This window comes from Alsobacter sp. KACC 23698 (genome assembly GCF_045348435.1).
GTDB lineage: Bacteria > Pseudomonadota > Alphaproteobacteria > Rhizobiales > Beijerinckiaceae > Alsobacter.
In genome coordinates, this window is the sequence record NZ_CP157484.1 from 1,201,221 (window position 1) to 1,216,779 (window position 15,559).

Consider the following 15,559-nt stretch of genomic DNA (forward strand, 5'->3'; position numbering starts at 1 on the left):
TCAGGCATGCGTCACGCGAGACGCAAGGATGTTCACAATTCGCTCCGTCGCGCGCCCATCGCCATAGGGATTGACGGCGTGCGACATCCGTTCATAGACGGCCTTGTCGGTGAGAAGATCGGCAACGGCCTTGTGAATGGCGGGCGCGTCAGTGCCGACGAGCTTGGCCGTGCCAGCCGCCACTGCCTCAGGCCGCTCGGTGCGCTCGCGCATGACCAGGACTGGTTTGCCGAGACTCGGCGCTTCCTCCTGGACGCCGCCGCTGTCCGTCAGCACGACTGTCGCACGGTCCATGAGCGCGATGAAGGCTAGATAGGGCAGGGGCTCGATCAGGACGATGTTGTCGTGGTCGTTCAAGAGCCGATGCACCGGCTCCCTGACATTCGGGTTCAGGTGGACAGGGTAAACAAAGGCAACGTCCTGAAAAGTCTCGGCTAGGCCTGCAATCGCTCGGCAGACCTCTTCGAAGGGACGTCCAAAATTCTCCCGCCGATGGCCGGTGATCAGAACCATGCGTCGATTCGAATGCATGATCTCGGCCGCTACTCCCTCGACGTTCGGCGCTTGCCGCCGGACTTTCTCGACGGCCAACTGCAGGGCGTCGATGACGGTGTTGCCGGTCAGGAAAATGTGGTCGTGAGCGAGCCCAGCCTGCAACAGGTTGTCCACTGCAGCTTGGGTCGGCGCGAAATGCCAGTCCGCGACCTGACTGACGAGCACTCGGTTGATCTCCTCAGGAAAGGGCGCGAACCTGTGCCCCGTCCTGAGACCCGCCTCGACATGTGCGATAGGGATTCGGCGGTAGAAGGCCGACAACGCGGCGCAGAACGCCGTGGTGGTATCGCCTTGCACAATCACGAGGTCCGGCCTGTTGTTCTCCAGATAATGATCCAGCTCGCAAAGCGCCCGCGCCGTCAGACCTGAAAGAGATTGGTCCGCCCTCATGATCGATAAGTCGACGTCTGCTTGCAGTTCAAAGACGTCCATGACCTGATCCAGCATCTCGCGGTGTTGGCCAGTGACGCAGAGGTGAGGCGCAAAACGGTCATCGCGGTTCAGGGCAAGAATCACTGGTGCAAGCTTGATCGCTTCAGGACGGGTGCCAAAGATGATCGATGTTCGAATCAGGTCACTTTGGCTGTCCATAAGCGCCTCTCTGATCATTTTCAGGGCACACCGGGTGGCTTCACCGCAGAGACGTCAGAGGCGCGATGGGGGCCTCGCGAGTGCGCCTGCGCGGCGCCGCCCCAGGTGGTCCCGGGTCGCCAAGATCGGTGCGAATTGGAGCGTTCCTGCGATGGAACTGAGTTGCGCACCCTACGTGAATAGCCTTGCGGCCGATTGGCCTCCATTCTGCATGAGAGCTAGCCCTCATGTCATAGACAGGGCGCGAAGACCCGTGGGTCCAGCGGTCATGAGCGGGCGAAGGTCCCGGCGCAATTTGGGCCCAATGCCTATTGATCATTCACTCTGGCGAAGGTCGTCCGGACGGTCCTCAGGACGCACTTGATTCGTCGGCCGACGATCCTGTCGAGATCCGGTCTGTGCGATGCAGGCTCGTGAAGGCCGACGCAGGAAGGCGCTTGTTCAAGCGACGTCCATCTTGAAGCGGAGCCCGAACATCCTTTCGGCGGCATGGCGGCGGCTCAACGCAGTCGCCCTCCGGATGGGGGTCGAGAAGGCGTCGAAGGAGGAGGGCTTGGTCGTGACGGCCGCTATGATCGAGTTCGTCTGATTGTCGGAAGCAGTCGCCGCCATTGCCGTCAAATCGACGCTCAGCTGTAAGCCCCGCAGCATCAGCCCCCGCTTCGCGGCTTTTTTGGTGCCCGCTTATTTCTAAGGGAAATGCCCGGCCGTTCTCGGGACCCCGCCGGACTGCTTTCGACCTCCCAGCGATCCCGATTACACCAGCTCTTCAGGACGGAGCCGTGGCGGCACACTAGCTTCTCCCTCGCTCGGATCAGAGAGCCGTCCGCCAAAAATCGATTTGTGTGCCCGCTCCTCATACAGTGATGAAAACTCAGCGGAGGGGCGCCATGAAAGGACTGCGTGCCTATGAGATCTATACTGGCCCCCTTCGTGCTTGTAGGGCTGTATGCCTCGTCAGCCGCCAGCGCCCATCTGAACTGAAGTAGTCCGCTGTTCACAACCAACGGCGCTTGATTTGACGTGTCTTTTCATCATCAAACCCGGACGCCCACAGCACTGAGGATCTGGATCTGACTTCCTGGGGCGTCACGATGGCCCGAAAAGGCGGCGTCGGGCCGCAAGGCGTGCCGAGTGCGCGCTTGCCTGACCCATGGCCTGGGCGGGCCGGGCGCCCCCCAAGCCACGAACTTGGCATTAAGCGCCTGACCGCATGAGCGCGACGGCTTATCGTCGCGAGCGCGCCGCGCGCCCTGGCCGTGAAGGGCTCGGGTCCGGCTGAAGCAACGATCTCTCGTCAAGGCGCGAGCGCGTCGGGCGCCCTCAATAGGCGGTCAGGCGGTAGTTCGCCCGTCGGGGCCGGACCGCTGATTGCGTGCCGCGCCAGCCGTCTTTGTCAATACCGCTTCGGGCTGATTTCTTGAGTACGTTTTTCGCTCTGTGTCTGTAATTAGGCCGCCCGGCATACTTCCGAACTTTGTTGAATCGGCTTAATCGTTAGAAAATCTCGTTTAAAGACTGAATCAGGAGTCAGGACGCGCCTCGCAATTCAGCTGCGCCGCAAGGAGAAGCGCCATGAGAACGTTGCCTAGCGTCTTGAAGACGTGCCTCATCGCTGCAGCCGCTGTCGGCGTTTTCAGCCTGACGGCAGCGCCGCAGGTTGGCGCGCAGGGCGTTGACGGCTTGGCGCGTGAGCGGGAAGCCGCTCACGCAGCACGGCGCGATAACGCAGTCAGCGTCGGCGTGATTTCCGGTGGAGTCAGCGGCACCTACATCAAGATCGCGGCCGACCTCGCCGCCGTGCTCGACGGCGATGCCTTGAGAATTCTTCCGGTGGTCGGCCGAGGGTCACTTCAGAACCTTAAAGACATCATGTTTCTGCGTGGGATTGATATCGGAATCGTGCAACTGGACGCTCGGCAGGCGCTCAAGGTCGAAGGGCTTCAGGACGAGGCCGACCGGCGCCTTCGCTATATCGCCAAGTTGTACAGCGAGGAGGTTCACCTGCTCGCCAGCTCCGACATCACCGATATTCGGCAACTCGAAGGCAAGTCGGTCAATATCGACGTGCAAGGCAGCGGCACCAACCTGACCGCCAGGATCATTTTTTCTGCGCTGGGCTTGACCCCGACTTTCACCAGCTTCGACCAGGCGAGCGGGTATGAGCGGCTGCGGCGCGGGGAAATTCAGGCTGTGGCCTATGTGGCCGGTCGCCCGGTCCGGTCGATCACCGAGTTTCGCGAGCCAGACAAGTTTCACCTCCTGTCCATCCCATTCGAGGGACCTCTCGCCGACAATTATCTGCCCGTTAGTCTGACGGCGGCGGATTATCCGGGTCTTATTAGACCCGAGGAGTCGGTGAAGACCTTGGCGGTCGGCAGTATTTTGGCGGTATTCAACTGGCCGGAGCGCTCGGACCGCTACAATCGAATCCAGCGATTTGTGGATGCCTTCTTTTCGCGTTTCAGTGAGTTCCAAAAGCCGGGCAGGCACCCTAAGTGGACGGACGTCAATTTGACGGCCACGGCGCCGGGCTGGCGACGGTTCAAGGGCGCCCAGGACTGGCTCGACATGCACAGTCGCAACAGCGCGATCCGTCCCTAACGCCGGCGACCCGGAGGCGAGGCCGCGACAGGGTCGGGCGCCACGAGGCGAGCATCCGCTCTGGGAGGTCGGAGTTTTTGGCTAGCCCAAGGGGGTGGCGATGCTAAGGATTGACAGCACAGCGCAGACCGGCTCGGTCGTCCTGCTTTACGACGCACAGGCGCGCACGTTTGAGATCGGCCGTTGGTCGCCGGCGAACCGCAACTGGTTACGCCCGAGCGGGCTACCCGTGCTTATCGCGCCGAGCCACTGGACAGGGCTGGACGAGCAGAGCGGCGACATTCGGCCGGCTGCGATCCCGCCTCCGCCTCCCCAGACCGCGCCACGGCCGTGGCGAAGGGTCCGGCGCGTCGCCATGGCAATCGGTGTGATGGGCTTGGGCGTGGCGGCGCTGCCGCGAGGCGCCGCAGACCTGGGGCTCCGCCCGACAGCCGCGCCGCCTGCCGGAGCCAAGGGCCAAGCGGCCGGGGAGCAAGGAGCAGCGGTGGTGCGCACCGCGGCGCCCGCCGCTTTCATCGCCGCGATGCAGACGGCAGCCCTGCCGCCGCCTCGCCTTCCTGACGCCACGCTTGCTCCCGAAACGGGCGGTCCTTCATCCGGCCCGTCGGCGTCCGCGCCCCCGTCTGGCGACGGCCCCCGGCAGGAGCTCGATCTGCTGCGCGAGCGCGTAAAGCAGGCCGAGGCGGCTACCGCCCAGGCGGTGGAGGACCGCGAGCGGGCGCAAGCCGACGCGCAGCGCGAGCTGGCCGACGAGCATGCGCTCGGCGAGACGCTGCAGAACCAGATCGCCCGGACCTCAGCGGCGTACACGGTGATTCTTCAAGCCTGGCGGGCGGCCAGAGACGCTGGCGGCCTCATCGAGTCAACCGACGCGGCGCTCGCGGCCGAGCGCCGGCGGGCGAACGAGGCGGTCGAGGAGGTCGCCGCAGCGCAGGACACCATCCGACGGCTGGTGAACCGTCTCAAGGTTTCGGCGCCCGTCGAACCGCCGGCGTCCGGGCAGCGCGGCCAAGAGACTGGCCAGGCCGCGACGCCTCCGACAGGCGAGATTGGCCCGGCGTCGGCCAGCGGCGGCCTTGAGGCGCACAGATGGCATGGCTCCGCCGCCGCAGGTACAAGCGAGGCGGACGCTGACGTTGTGTCCGAGGCGGCTTCGCTGCGCGAGGCCCTCGACAGTCAGCGAACGCAGTCCAGCATTCTGGAGGCGGCGCTGCGCGACGTCGCCGACAAGAATACAGCCGCGCTCGGCTCGGTTCGGGCGGAATTGAACGCCGCCCGCGCCGAGGCGAAGTCCGCACAGGACCATGCGCGCGCTCTGGAGACGGCTTTGAGGACCGAACGCGAGCGCGCCGACGACGCGTCGGGGCGGATCGCCGCGGCCGAAACGCTGCGAGCGGCTGAGGACGACGCCGAAAAGGCGTCGCTGCGGAAGCGGAGCGAGGAGCTGCAGAGAGCAACTAGCGCCGCGCTGGAGGAGCGGGAGACTCTGCGCGGCCAGCTCACGGCGGCCACGGCCGCCGCCGACCAGGCGCAGGAGTTGCTCGCAACTCAGACCGCGCTTGTGGCCGATCTGCGCAAGCAGCGTTCAATGATGGCTGAACAGGTGATCGCGGCCCGGCTTCGGGCGCAGGATGACGAAGCTGAAGCTGCCCGCCTCCGCGCGGCGTTGGCCGAGGCCACCTCCTTTTCGACCGCATCGGTCAAAGCGGCGAATTCCGCCGACGCTTCTGCGCGCGACGCGGCGGGCGCAAGAGCGCTCCAACCGGCCGTTCCGCCGGCGTCGCGCGAGCCTGACAAGCTCGTGCAGCGCGCCGTCGAACTCCTGGAGAGACGCGACTATTTCGCCGCCCGCCTGCTTCTGGCGCGCGCCGTCGAAAACGGCAATCCGTCGGCCGCCTTCAGGCTGGCGGAGACCTATGACCCTGGCGTGCTCGCCGTCGCAGGAGCGTTCGGCGTCAAGCCCGACCCGAAACGCGCACGTGAGCTCTACGATGTCGCCGCCAAAGCCGGGGTCGCCGCAGCGCTTGATCGCTTGCATAATCTCCGCGGCGAGGCGCCTTAGAAGCGATGCATAGCGGCGGCATGGAGGTTCGCCGCCGCATCGATTTGTCCGGCACGGCAGATGGAGTCATATTCAACGCTGTTTGATGCGGGCCTGATCGCAATGGAGTGTAGCGCAGCGGTAGCGCAGGTGACTGTTAATCACTTGGTCGCAGGTTCGAATCCTGCCACTCCAGCCAGCCCAGATTGACCCAAGGCCGGCGTGGCCTGTTGGCCGCTCAACGCGCCATCCAGGGGAGTGCTCCAAGGCCCAGACCGCTCGCCCTATGTCGTATGATGAGTGAGCCAGCGCGCTGCGCTCGGCGACAGGAAGAAACCGCCTCGTGCGATCATGTCGATCGAGGCGATCAGCAACGATACCCCAAGGGACGCTGGAAACAGCCCGGACGCTCCCAGCGCGAAGGCGATGATGCTTTCGGCAGGCTCCGGACTGTCGCAGAGCAGCAACACGGGGGCGACAGCGGCGATCTCGGCGACCATGCGTGAGCCCCCGTTGGGCTGAATTCCGCGGTTCAGGCCAGCGCCGACGTTCATCAAAACCGCGCTTGGACGGTCCTGCTCGTGAGTGGGCGGGCTCCAAGCGCTGAGTTCACGAATCGCGCGCCAATGGGCGCGGCTGGCCAATGTCATGCACAGACACTCGCGTCGAAACGAGACGGGGTCGATGACCCATAGGGTTGCGGCCAGGGAGTCCTCGCTATTCGGCGTTCGCGGATAAACCATCGAAGCGCTCCTCGGTTGGACGCAGTCAGCGTTTTTGAGGCGGCCAGCGTGGAGAGTGCGCCGGTCCGCCAAAAGCGCCTTAGGATCGCAGGAGCTACGGTGCGATGAACCATCCGCGCCGCGCTAAGACGTCGCTGACGTCGTTTCCCAACGCGACGACCTCGCCGCCCATGTAAACTCCGCGTCTCGAAACCCGCCGGCCCTCTCCGCCAAGTCCAACAGCGCGACCTGGGTCCGATTTCTAAGATTGAACTTCCGCATGATGTTTCGGATATGAACCTTCACGGTGCTTTCGGATATGTGAAGTTCGTATGCGATCCGCTTGTTCTGCTGACCCTCGCGCAGATGGCGGACCACCTCGCATTCGCGGGCGGTCAAACACTCGTGGCCGCCACCCTGCGGCGCAGGCATTGCGGCCCGCTCGCTTGTGCTCGCGATCGGCGCGTCCGCCCTCGGCGAGCCCGCGCCGTGTGGCAGAAAGTTTCCGCCCAAAGCGATCAGCCGGATGGTGGAGACCACGACGTCGGCTGCGTAGGAGATCGGGATGAAGCCTTCGATCCTCAGCCTGTGCAGGCGTCGAACGAGGTCCGGATCGGGATCGGGACCGCCGAGAAGGACCAGCGCTCGGCACGATGACCGACTGCGGATTTCGGCGACCGCGTTTGCGATCTGGTCAGGGTCGAGGCTGCCTGTGGCGACGTCCAGGATCGCGAGTTCGGCGGGCACGGCGACGTCCTTCACGCGGGCGACCGCGCTAATGTCGTCGGCCAAACCGTTGCCCGCCAATACATAACTCAAGCACTCGCGAGTCAGCGCGCTTTCGGCGACGATGACGAGGCCGCTTAACAGAGCTGGCGCGAATGAACTCAGCGCCGGCGTGCCCCCTGCGCCGTGCGCGCGTCCTCCAACGGGGGGTGAAAGCCATTGACTCATCGCATGCCTCCCTTGTTGAGGTAGGTCAGGACTTCAGCGCTTCGACGGGTTCGACCTTGGATGCGCGATGCGCCGGGTAGAAACCGAAAAACAGGCCGACCAGCCCAGAAAAGCCCAGGGATAGAACGATCGACTCGATGCTGACGCTTGTCGGCCATCCCGCCGTGCTGGAGATGACCGAAGCCGAGGCGCCGCCGATCAGGCTTCCAAGAACGCCCCCAGTGAGGCACAGCACAAAGGCTTCGCAGAGGAACTGCTTGCGGATGTCGCCCCCGCGGGCCCCTACGGCCCGGCGGATGCCGATCTCCCGGGTTCGTTCGGTGACCGAGACGATCATGATGTTCATGATGCTGACGCCGCCGACGAGCAACGACACTGAGGCTATGGCGGCCAGCAAAAGGGCGATCGTTTGGGTCGCGCCGCGCTGCGCCGTGATCGCCGCCGCCGGGTCCGTCACCTGAAAATCGCTGGGCAGATCGTCCCTGATCCGGTGGCGCTCGCGCAGCAGCTCCTCGATTTCGCGGCGGGCCTGGGGCAAGGCCTCGTCGGACGTCACCTTAACCAGGATGTAGGCCACCGCGTCCCGGTTAACCTCGCTGGCCGCGCCCAGGAAACGCAGCTTGGCGGTTGCGATCGGTACGAACACGACGTCGTCCTGGTCCTGACCTTTCGGCTTGAGCTGGCCAATGACCTCAAAGGGCACGTTAAGAATCCTAATCTGACGGCCGATCGCATTTTGATCGCCAAACAGCTCCTTGGCTGTTGTGCTGCCAAGGATAGCGACCTTGCTCGCCGCCGACTCCTCCTCCCGGTAGAAGGAGCGTCCGGCCGAAATCGGCCAGTCGCGGACGATGAAGTGACTGGCCGTCGTGCCGTTGATCACCGTATTCCAGTTCTTGTTGTCGCGAACGATCTGCGCCTGGCCGGAGACTGAGGGCGCGGCCGCACGAACCTGGGTGGTCTTGACCACGATGGCGTCAGCGTCCGACTGGGTCAGACTCTGGCGCGAGCCCGCCTTCATGGTGACGCCGCCCTGACGGCTTGCGCCAGGCACGATCATCAGGACATTGGCCCCGAGCGCGCGGATCTGCTCGGCCACCTTGGCCTGGGCGCCGGCGCCGATGGCCAAGACGGTGACGACTGAGGCCACGCCGATCGTGACGCCGAGCATCGTCAAGCAGCTCCTGAGCGCGTTCACCCGCAACGCGACGAAAGCGGTCAACAGGGCGTCGGCGAGGGTCATGACGACGCCTCGCTGCGGGACAGGAGACGGATATTCGGCGCGGCCGCTGCGCCGCTGTCCTCGGTGATCGCGCCATCTTTGATCCGCAAGATCCGGTCGGCGTGGCGGGCGATGTCGGGATCATGCGTGATCATGACGATGGTGCGGCCCGCGTCGATCAGAGTGCGGAACAGGTCCATGATCTGCAGGCCGGTGCGGCTGTCGAGTGCGCCGGTGGGTTCGTCGGCGAGGATGAGGTCCGGCTCACCCACCAGCGCGCGGGCGATGGCGACCCGCTGCTGCTCGCCGCCGGAAAGCTGCGACGGCCAGTGCGTGGTCCTGTGGCTCATGCCGACGATGTCGAGGGCTTTCTTGGCGCGGTCATGGCGCTGCGCCCGGGAGCCGCCGGCGTAGATGAGGGGCAAGGCCACGTTGTCGAGCACATTGGTGCGCCCCAAAAGATTATAAGCTTGGAAAATGAAGCCGATCACCTGGCGGCGAAGACCAGCGAGCTCATCGTCGCTCAACCGGGTGACCTCATGGCCGGCGATGTCGAGCCGCCCGGAGCTCGGGCGGTCGAGCAGTCCCATGATGTTCATCAGGGTGCTTTTCCCCGAGCCGGACGGTCCCATGATGGCCATGAACTCGTTGCGGGCGACCGCAAAGGTCACGCCTCGCAGGGCTGGAACTTGGGCGCCCGCCGACCCAAACACGCGGTGAATGTTGCTGGCGACAAGAAGCATGGGACCCTCAAAAGCCGATGCGAACTCCAAAAATCCGGCGTTCGGCGGGTTTGCTCGCTTCTCCCACAGCGACGCGGTCGCCCTCGGTCAGATTGCCGCGCAGCACGGCGATCTGGTCGGCCGAGTTGGCGCCGGTGGAGACGGGCACCGGCCGGAGTTGACCGTCAGCCTGCACGACCCAGACCGAGGACCCGGCGCGGCTGCCCGGAACGCCCACGCTGGCCTCGCGCTTGGGGCTGTAGCGCAGGGCGGCGGTTGGGATCTTCAAGACTTCATCGCTTTGCTTGACGGTGATGCGCACCAGTGCGGTCATTCCGGGCAGCAGCAGTCCGCGGTCGTTGTTGGTGCGCAGGACGACCGTATAGGTTACGACGTTCTGGTTGACCTGAGGCGCCTTGCGCACCTGTCTGACCAGCGCGTCGAACTTCATGTCCGGGTGAGCGTCGACCGTGAAGCTGGCCCGCTGACCGGCCTTGATCTTGCCGATGTCGGTTTCGTCGACCCGGGCGTGGATTTCCATTTCGCTGAGATCTTGAGCGATGGTGAAGACGGGCCGCGCCTCCAGGCCAATGGCGATGGTCTGCCCTTCATTGATGGCCCGCCCGACTACGACGCCGTGTATCGGCGAGCGCAGCGTGGTCCGGTCGAGATCGATGGTCGCGACTTTGAGCGCCGCCTGGCGTTGCGGGACGGCCGCGAGAGCCTGGGTCAGCTCGGCCTCCAACCGTCGGACGTCCACCTCTGCGCCCGAGACCGCGAAATTGTTCAACGCGATCACGGCCTGAGCCTCGCGCAGCGCCGCTTTGGCGGAGGCGAGCTGGGTTTGGCTCTCGTCCACGCTGGCGACAGACGCAGCGTCCCGGGCCCGGAGCGTCAGCTTGCGTTGCACATCGCGGTCGGCGGCGTCGAAACGGACCTGGGCGTTCTCCAGCTTAGCCTGCAGGACGGCGCGTTGCGCACGGGCGTCCTGAAGGTCGATCTGAGCTCGTTCGAACCGCGCTTGCTGGATGCGCACATTGGCCTGCGCGATCTCCAGCGCGGCGCGTCCTTCGTCAACGCGGGCGCGATAGCTGCGCTGGTCGAGCTGCGCAAGCACCTGGCCCTGGCTGACCTCGTCGTTGAAATCGACAAAAAGCTTGGAGACTTCGCCGGGCAGCTGCGAGCCGAGATCAACGGTGACCACCGCTTGCAGCGCGCCTGTCATGGTCACCACCTGCTCGATGGCGCCGCGCTCGACGGGGGCCGTCAGAATGTCCGGCTCCGCCTGGGGTGGGCTGGTCATGTCCCCGGTCCGGGCCAGTCCTTTGCGGATCGGCTCCAGCGAGATATCGCCGAGCGAGCCGGACAGAAATTCGCCGCTGAGCGTCAGCAGCAGAGTGCATGCCCCTAAGACGAGTAGCGAGTAAGCTGTCCCTCTGTGCACAATGATCCCCGTTCACCAACGTTGAACTGTAATCGATTGTCATGGGGAGGCGATCGCCCCGTCATACGCACGCGCGAGGCGGGACGGTGTGACCCAATTTAGATGTTTATGGCGGTTTTACTTGGCTTATTTCTTGTGCCCTCCAAGGAGGGTGTAGCAGCGTAATTCCGAGTAATCCATGGTTCAATACGCTGAACGTGGTAGGGCCAGGTTCGTTCGTTGAAGGAAGTGATACTGAATACAGCCTTCAGGAAACAGGAACAGGGCTAAAGCGTTCTTAAGACGGGCTAATTGTCGGAACCATAGTCGTCCAGCCCAGACATGCGGAACTGCGAGTGCCCAGTCGAACTAGCCCATCAGAACTGGCCAAGCTGGAGCCAGCGCGCTCTGGCCCGGCTTTGACGGTGCGCAAAGGTGCGGACATGTCCCTGGCAGGTCGGCTATTAAGGCTCGGCGAAACAGAGTCCACCTGGAGTCCGCCGTTCATGCTCCGCGGGCGCGAGGCCACGCGAGCCCATCTCTCCAATTTGGGCGAAACGCCTGGCACTGCTCGCCGCCGGTCCGCACTAGGGGGCGGTGCGAAACCAACACTGGCGTCGGGGTTAGTCGGGGGGTGCGGATGACGGCGCCATCCTCCGTCGGCGTCACGTCGTTTTGGCTAAGCCAAAGGGAGCCCTTCAGGGCTCATGCTGCCCCTGTTCCATCCTCGCCCCCTGTAAGCGGAACGCGGCCGCACAGCCGTCGATATTTAGCGCTTGAGGGAGGGAAAAGATCGCTGCCGCCCTGCGGTCAGCTCTTGGCGGTTGGGCCGAGGGCGATCGGGGCGCGGTTCTGGGCCGCAGCGAAGCCTCCTGCAGCGACAGCCGGCCTTCGGCCGTTCCGCTGCAGACGCAGGGCCGTGGCGCATGCATCAGCGGCCGGCTCCTCCCGCCCGCCCGTGCCTTCCCGTCGGACGGATCCTGCACCAGGATCGCCGTGATCAGATAGCCGGAGATGACAAAGAATACGTCCAAGCCGACCAAACCGCCGCCTGCCAGCTCTACGCCCGCATGGAACAGGACCATGGCGATCGCCGCGACGGCCCGGAGGTCATCCATGTCGGGTCGGTGCCGCGTGGCGGGCCGATCGCCCTCACAGAGTCGGTGTCACGCCGTCCAGCTTGCAATTCCGCTGTCAGCACGAAACGCCGCTTGCGCCTCGCTCGCCATCGTGGAGGACGGCTCCCGCCGACAATGACGGCTCACCGGTCCCCATTCAAGGCCCAGCTGGCAGGCTCGGTCAGGCCTCTACACCAGTCAGGCCTGCGCACCAGCGCCTGCCGGCGCGTGCAATCGCCCCGACGCCCGGACCGACCAGCCGGGCCCATGCGCGAAGTGGCCGATGGGCGGCGGCGCCTCCGCCGGTGCGACAGCCCCGCGCCAGCCAGCCCCCGCAAGCGCGCTGTCAGATTGGCGACACATCCCGCCCGCAGCGCTGAGGCCAAGCGGAGAGGACCAGTTTCGAAGCGGTAAGACCCGTCCGCGGTCGCCGCGATGCTACCCGGGCGCTGGGTCGCAGGCCACACCTCCGGTCCTGCGACGGCGCGCGGCTTGTCGAGGACCTGCGCGATGAGCCGACGCAACAAACATCGTGCAGCGCCCCGCGCGGGCGCGGGGCGCTCGGTTGGGGACTGGGGTCGTCAGGCCGCCTGACCCTTTGCGCGGCGCAGAACGCTAACTTCCCACTAGGGCGTGGTGTTGCCGTTGCCGTTGAGATTGCCGTTGAAGGCGCCGGTGTTGTTGTTTCCGTTATTGAGGCCGCCGTTGAGATTGCCGTTGAAGGCACCGGTGTTGTTGTTTCCGCTGGTGGAGCTCGTGTTGCCGAGGCCATTGAAGGCGCCGACATTGCCAGTGCCGCCATTGGCGTAACCCCAATTGCCGTTCGTTTGAGGCGCGCCGTTGCCGTTTCCATTGCCATTGCCGTTGCCGGAGCCGGTGTTGTTGTTGCCGTTTCGATTTCCGTTGAACAGCCCGATATTGCCGTTGCCGTTGCCGTTGCCGCTGCCGATGCTGAGCGCCAACTGAACTCCCGTCATCTTGCCGGGCCTTTTAATTGGCGCGGCGTCCACCGCGGCTGTCATGACGGCCGTGCAGCCCAACATAAGGATAAGCGTCTTCATTGCATCCTCCCATCGCGGGTTCGCCCTAGCGTCGCGCGGTTTGCGCCCGGAGCCGCCCGGGCCTTCACGCAGCTATGCCGCCTTCCACCGAGGGCGGCATAGCGAACGCTCTGAAGCTGTGCGGCGTCTGCGGCTTAACGGTTGAAATTGCCGTTGACGTTGCCGTTCCCAATGCCCCAGTTGAAATTGCCGTTGCCGTTGCCGTTGCCGAGGCCGACATTGCCATTGCCGTTCACGTTGCCGTTCAGGGCGCCGACGTTTCCGTTGCCGTTCAGGTTGCCATTCAGGACGCCGTAGTTGCCGTTGCCGTTCAGGTTGCCGTTGAAGGCGCCGGTGTTGCCGTTGCCGTTGCCGTTGCCGTTGCCGATCCCCACGTTGCCATTGCCGTTGCCATTTCCGCTTCCGATCGACAGGGCGGACGCCATGGAGGTCATCGACGCGAACGCCAGAAAGCCAGCCGCAACCGGAATGATGAATTTCTTCATGACCGATCTCCCGATGTGATTGACATGGCCGCCGTCCGAGAATGTGGCGTCCAGTGCCGCAACCGCTGGGCACCTCGTCACCATGTCGAAGTCGGCGCAGCGCGCCCAGTCGGCTTTCCGCAGTACACAGCGCCGTGGATTTATTCATGATTGGTCGGAAGGATTACGTCACCTGGCGCGTCTTGAGGCCACACTTGGACCGTTAACGCCTGCATTGCGGCAAACCCCGCCGAATTAAACCAATGCGCGACTCCCAACGGCCAGTCGGCGAGGCCCACCGGTCAGGTACGGCAGCGAGCTCATCACTTTGGGGATGATCGGCCAGGCCGGCGAGTCCGGGGTCAACTCAGGATGCTGTGATGGGCGAGGTCGCTGAGCGACAGCCGAACGCCCACAAGCTGGGCCACCTCCACGACTTGGCCGTCGGGCCCAATAGCGGCGCTGATGATGGTGTCGCCGCTTTTGGTCACGACGCTCAGGACCTGGGTGAGATCGCGCGGCCGCCCCGTCCACTCCGTGGCCGCCAGGGCGGGCCTGAGGTCCAGAACGTCCCGGCGCCCCGCGCTGAAATCGTAGATCCGGTCATATCCGGCCCCGGCGTCGATCACGTAAGTGTCGGCGCCGCGCGCGCCATAGATTGCGTTGTAAGTGAGCGCTCCGCCGGGATTGACGACATTGCCTGAGCCGGACAGGCGAACGACGTCGTCGCCGCTGCCGGTCACGATCCAATTGCCGCCCGAACCCAAGAGCTTAATTGTATCGCCGCCATCTCCCGCGACGATCACCGCATGGTCGACATGGACGCCGCCGACCACGTTCTTGCCGTTCCCGAGCACGACCGTGTTGTAGGATCCGGCGATCTCGACGGCGTTGTCGCCGTCGCCGGCGACGATGGTCGAAAAGCCTTGAACCGCCTTGATGCTGTTGGATCCATCGCCGGCCACCACGGTGTCGAAACCGCCCTTCAGCTGCGCGCCATGCTGGGCTGACGGAGCTGGACCGTGCTTGCCGACCCCGCCGGGAGTCGGGCCGTTGCCGTTCGAATTGCCGTTATTGAACCCAATATTCCCCACTCCATTGCCGGCGCCGCTGTCAGGGCCGGCATTGTTGTTGCCGTTATTGTTGCCGTTGAAGGCGCCCAGATTGAAATCGCCGTTGTGGCCGCCGCTCGACGGATCGGGCGTGTTCAGGCCATTGAGATTTCCATTGAAGGCGCCGATATTGCCGTTGCCGTTGTCGTATCCGCCATTGGCGTTGCCGTTAAAGACCCCGATATTGTGGGTGCCGTTGGTGGGCGAGGCGTTAGCCAAGCCACTGAAAGCGCCGATATTGCCCGTGCCGGCGCTGAAGGCTCCGACGCTGGACGCCGCTGCCGGCTGGAGCAGAGCTGCGTGATGAGGGCCGCCGCCGGAGAGGCCCAGGGTGGCCTTGAAGACAGGATCATAGGCCACTGTGGCGATGCCATGGGCCAGAGACAGCGTCGCCGTCGCGTCGCCCGCGACCACGACGTTGTCCCCGTTTCCGAGAACGACCGTGTTGAAGGCGCCTTTCAGATCGACATGGGCGGGTCCGTCGCCGAGCGCCAGCGTGCTCAGGCCGGTCCCGCCGCGAACCGTCACGGCGCCGCCGGACTGCGGATCGGCCAGGACGACATTGCCATAGCCCTGCAGATCAAGATCCGCGCTGGCGGAGCCCAAAAGAGCCACCGTCCCCGGCTGCGCGGCGCTGTTGACCGTCACCGTGAAGGTCGGCTGCGCTGGCCCGCCGTGCGGGTGCGGCGCGGCGAGAGCCGGTGAATTCGTCGGTGACCCATGGCCGCCAGCGTCGGGGAGGGACGTCTCCGGGCGGGACGAGCGGGTGAACGCGTCGGGGTTGCGGGCGGACGTGTCACGGTCGCGCGTGGACGAAGATTTACCCACGGTTCCCTCCCCCTGCCGGATGGACGAAAAGACGTAGTATTCGACAGTCCCAATCTGCAATTTGAAGAATGAGGCAGTAATCCTCGCCTGTCAAAGCTTAAAGTGACGCCAATTTCAGATGCTAACCTGCGCGCCGTACACT

The 15,559-nt window shown here is 64.7% G+C and carries 12 protein-coding genes and 1 tRNA gene; 3 read left to right on the forward strand and 10 right to left on the reverse strand.

The genetic code is table 11. From position 1 onward, the window contains the following. Positions 1-1,146 carry a non-hydrolyzing UDP-N-acetylglucosamine 2-epimerase gene (wecB, locus tag ABEG18_RS05560; protein ID WP_406857103.1) on the reverse strand — a complete coding sequence of 382 codons (1,146 nt, stop codon included), beginning with the start codon at positions 1,144-1,146 and terminating at the stop codon, positions 1-3. Between the two features lie 1,575 nt (positions 1,147-2,721). Between wecB and ABEG18_RS05565 the strand changes: the two genes are divergently transcribed. The 3 genes from ABEG18_RS05565 (at position 2,722) to ABEG18_RS05575 (ending at position 5,990) form a co-directional block, all read left to right on the forward strand. After that, positions 2,722-3,750, forward strand: a complete 1,029-nt coding sequence (locus ABEG18_RS05565) for a TAXI family TRAP transporter solute-binding subunit (protein WP_406857104.1) — start codon at positions 2,722-2,724, stop codon at positions 3,748-3,750. 484 nt (positions 3,751-4,234) lie between these two features. Beyond that, positions 4,235-5,812 carry a hypothetical protein gene (locus ABEG18_RS05570; RefSeq protein WP_406857105.1) on the forward strand — a complete coding sequence of 526 codons (1,578 nt, stop codon included), beginning with the start codon at positions 4,235-4,237 and terminating at the stop codon, positions 5,810-5,812. A gap of 103 nt (positions 5,813-5,915) precedes the next feature. Further along, positions 5,916-5,990: transfer RNA gene (locus ABEG18_RS05575), tRNA-Asn, on the forward strand. An 85-nt stretch (positions 5,991-6,075) separates the two neighbouring features. Here the strand turns inward: ABEG18_RS05575 and ABEG18_RS05580 are convergent. The 9 genes from ABEG18_RS05580 to ABEG18_RS05620 all read right to left on the reverse strand — a co-directional run bounded on the left by ABEG18_RS05580 (position 6,076) and on the right by ABEG18_RS05620 (position 15,237). Then, positions 6,076-6,534 carry a hypothetical protein gene (locus tag ABEG18_RS05580; protein WP_406857106.1) on the reverse strand — a complete coding sequence of 153 codons (459 nt, stop codon included), beginning with the start codon at positions 6,532-6,534 and terminating at the stop codon, positions 6,076-6,078. A 123-nt stretch (positions 6,535-6,657) separates the two neighbouring features. Next, entirely contained in the window at positions 6,658-7,467 is an 810-nt protein-coding gene (locus ABEG18_RS05585; protein ID WP_406857107.1) for a LuxR C-terminal-related transcriptional regulator, read from the reverse strand. 25 nt (positions 7,468-7,492) lie between these two features. Continuing rightward, positions 7,493-8,710, reverse strand: coding sequence for an ABC transporter permease (locus ABEG18_RS05590; protein WP_406857108.1), 1,218 nt, complete (start codon positions 8,708-8,710; stop codon positions 7,493-7,495). Then, on the reverse strand, positions 8,707-9,462 hold the full coding sequence (locus tag ABEG18_RS05595; RefSeq protein WP_406857109.1) for an ABC transporter ATP-binding protein: 756 nt from the start codon (positions 9,460-9,462) through the stop codon (positions 8,707-8,709). Before ABEG18_RS05595 ends, ABEG18_RS05590 begins: the two co-directional genes overlap by 4 nt. After that, positions 9,440-10,714 (reverse strand): efflux RND transporter periplasmic adaptor subunit, encoded by a 1,275-nt coding sequence (locus tag ABEG18_RS05600; RefSeq protein ID WP_406857110.1) that lies wholly within the window; start codon positions 10,712-10,714, stop codon positions 9,440-9,442. Before ABEG18_RS05600 ends, ABEG18_RS05595 begins: the two co-directional genes overlap by 23 nt. A gap of 818 nt (positions 10,715-11,532) precedes the next feature. After that, the gene (locus ABEG18_RS05605) at positions 11,533-11,952 is read right to left on the reverse strand and encodes an acyltransferase family protein (protein ID WP_406857111.1); all 420 of its coding nucleotides are present in this window, start codon (positions 11,950-11,952) and stop codon (positions 11,533-11,535) included. Positions 11,953-12,578: 626 nt separating this feature from the next. Then, the gene (locus tag ABEG18_RS05610) at positions 12,579-13,013 is read right to left on the reverse strand and encodes a hypothetical protein (RefSeq protein ID WP_406857112.1); all 435 of its coding nucleotides are present in this window, start codon (positions 13,011-13,013) and stop codon (positions 12,579-12,581) included. A 134-nt stretch (positions 13,014-13,147) separates the two neighbouring features. Next, a complete protein-coding gene (locus tag ABEG18_RS05615; protein WP_406857113.1) occupies positions 13,148-13,498 on the reverse strand; it encodes a hypothetical protein in 351 nt (116 codons plus the stop codon). A gap of 341 nt (positions 13,499-13,839) precedes the next feature. Then, positions 13,840-15,237 carry a type I secretion C-terminal target domain-containing protein gene (locus ABEG18_RS05620; protein ID WP_406857114.1) on the reverse strand — a complete coding sequence of 466 codons (1,398 nt, stop codon included), beginning with the start codon at positions 15,235-15,237 and terminating at the stop codon, positions 13,840-13,842. Between the last annotated feature and the right edge of the window lie 322 nt (positions 15,238-15,559).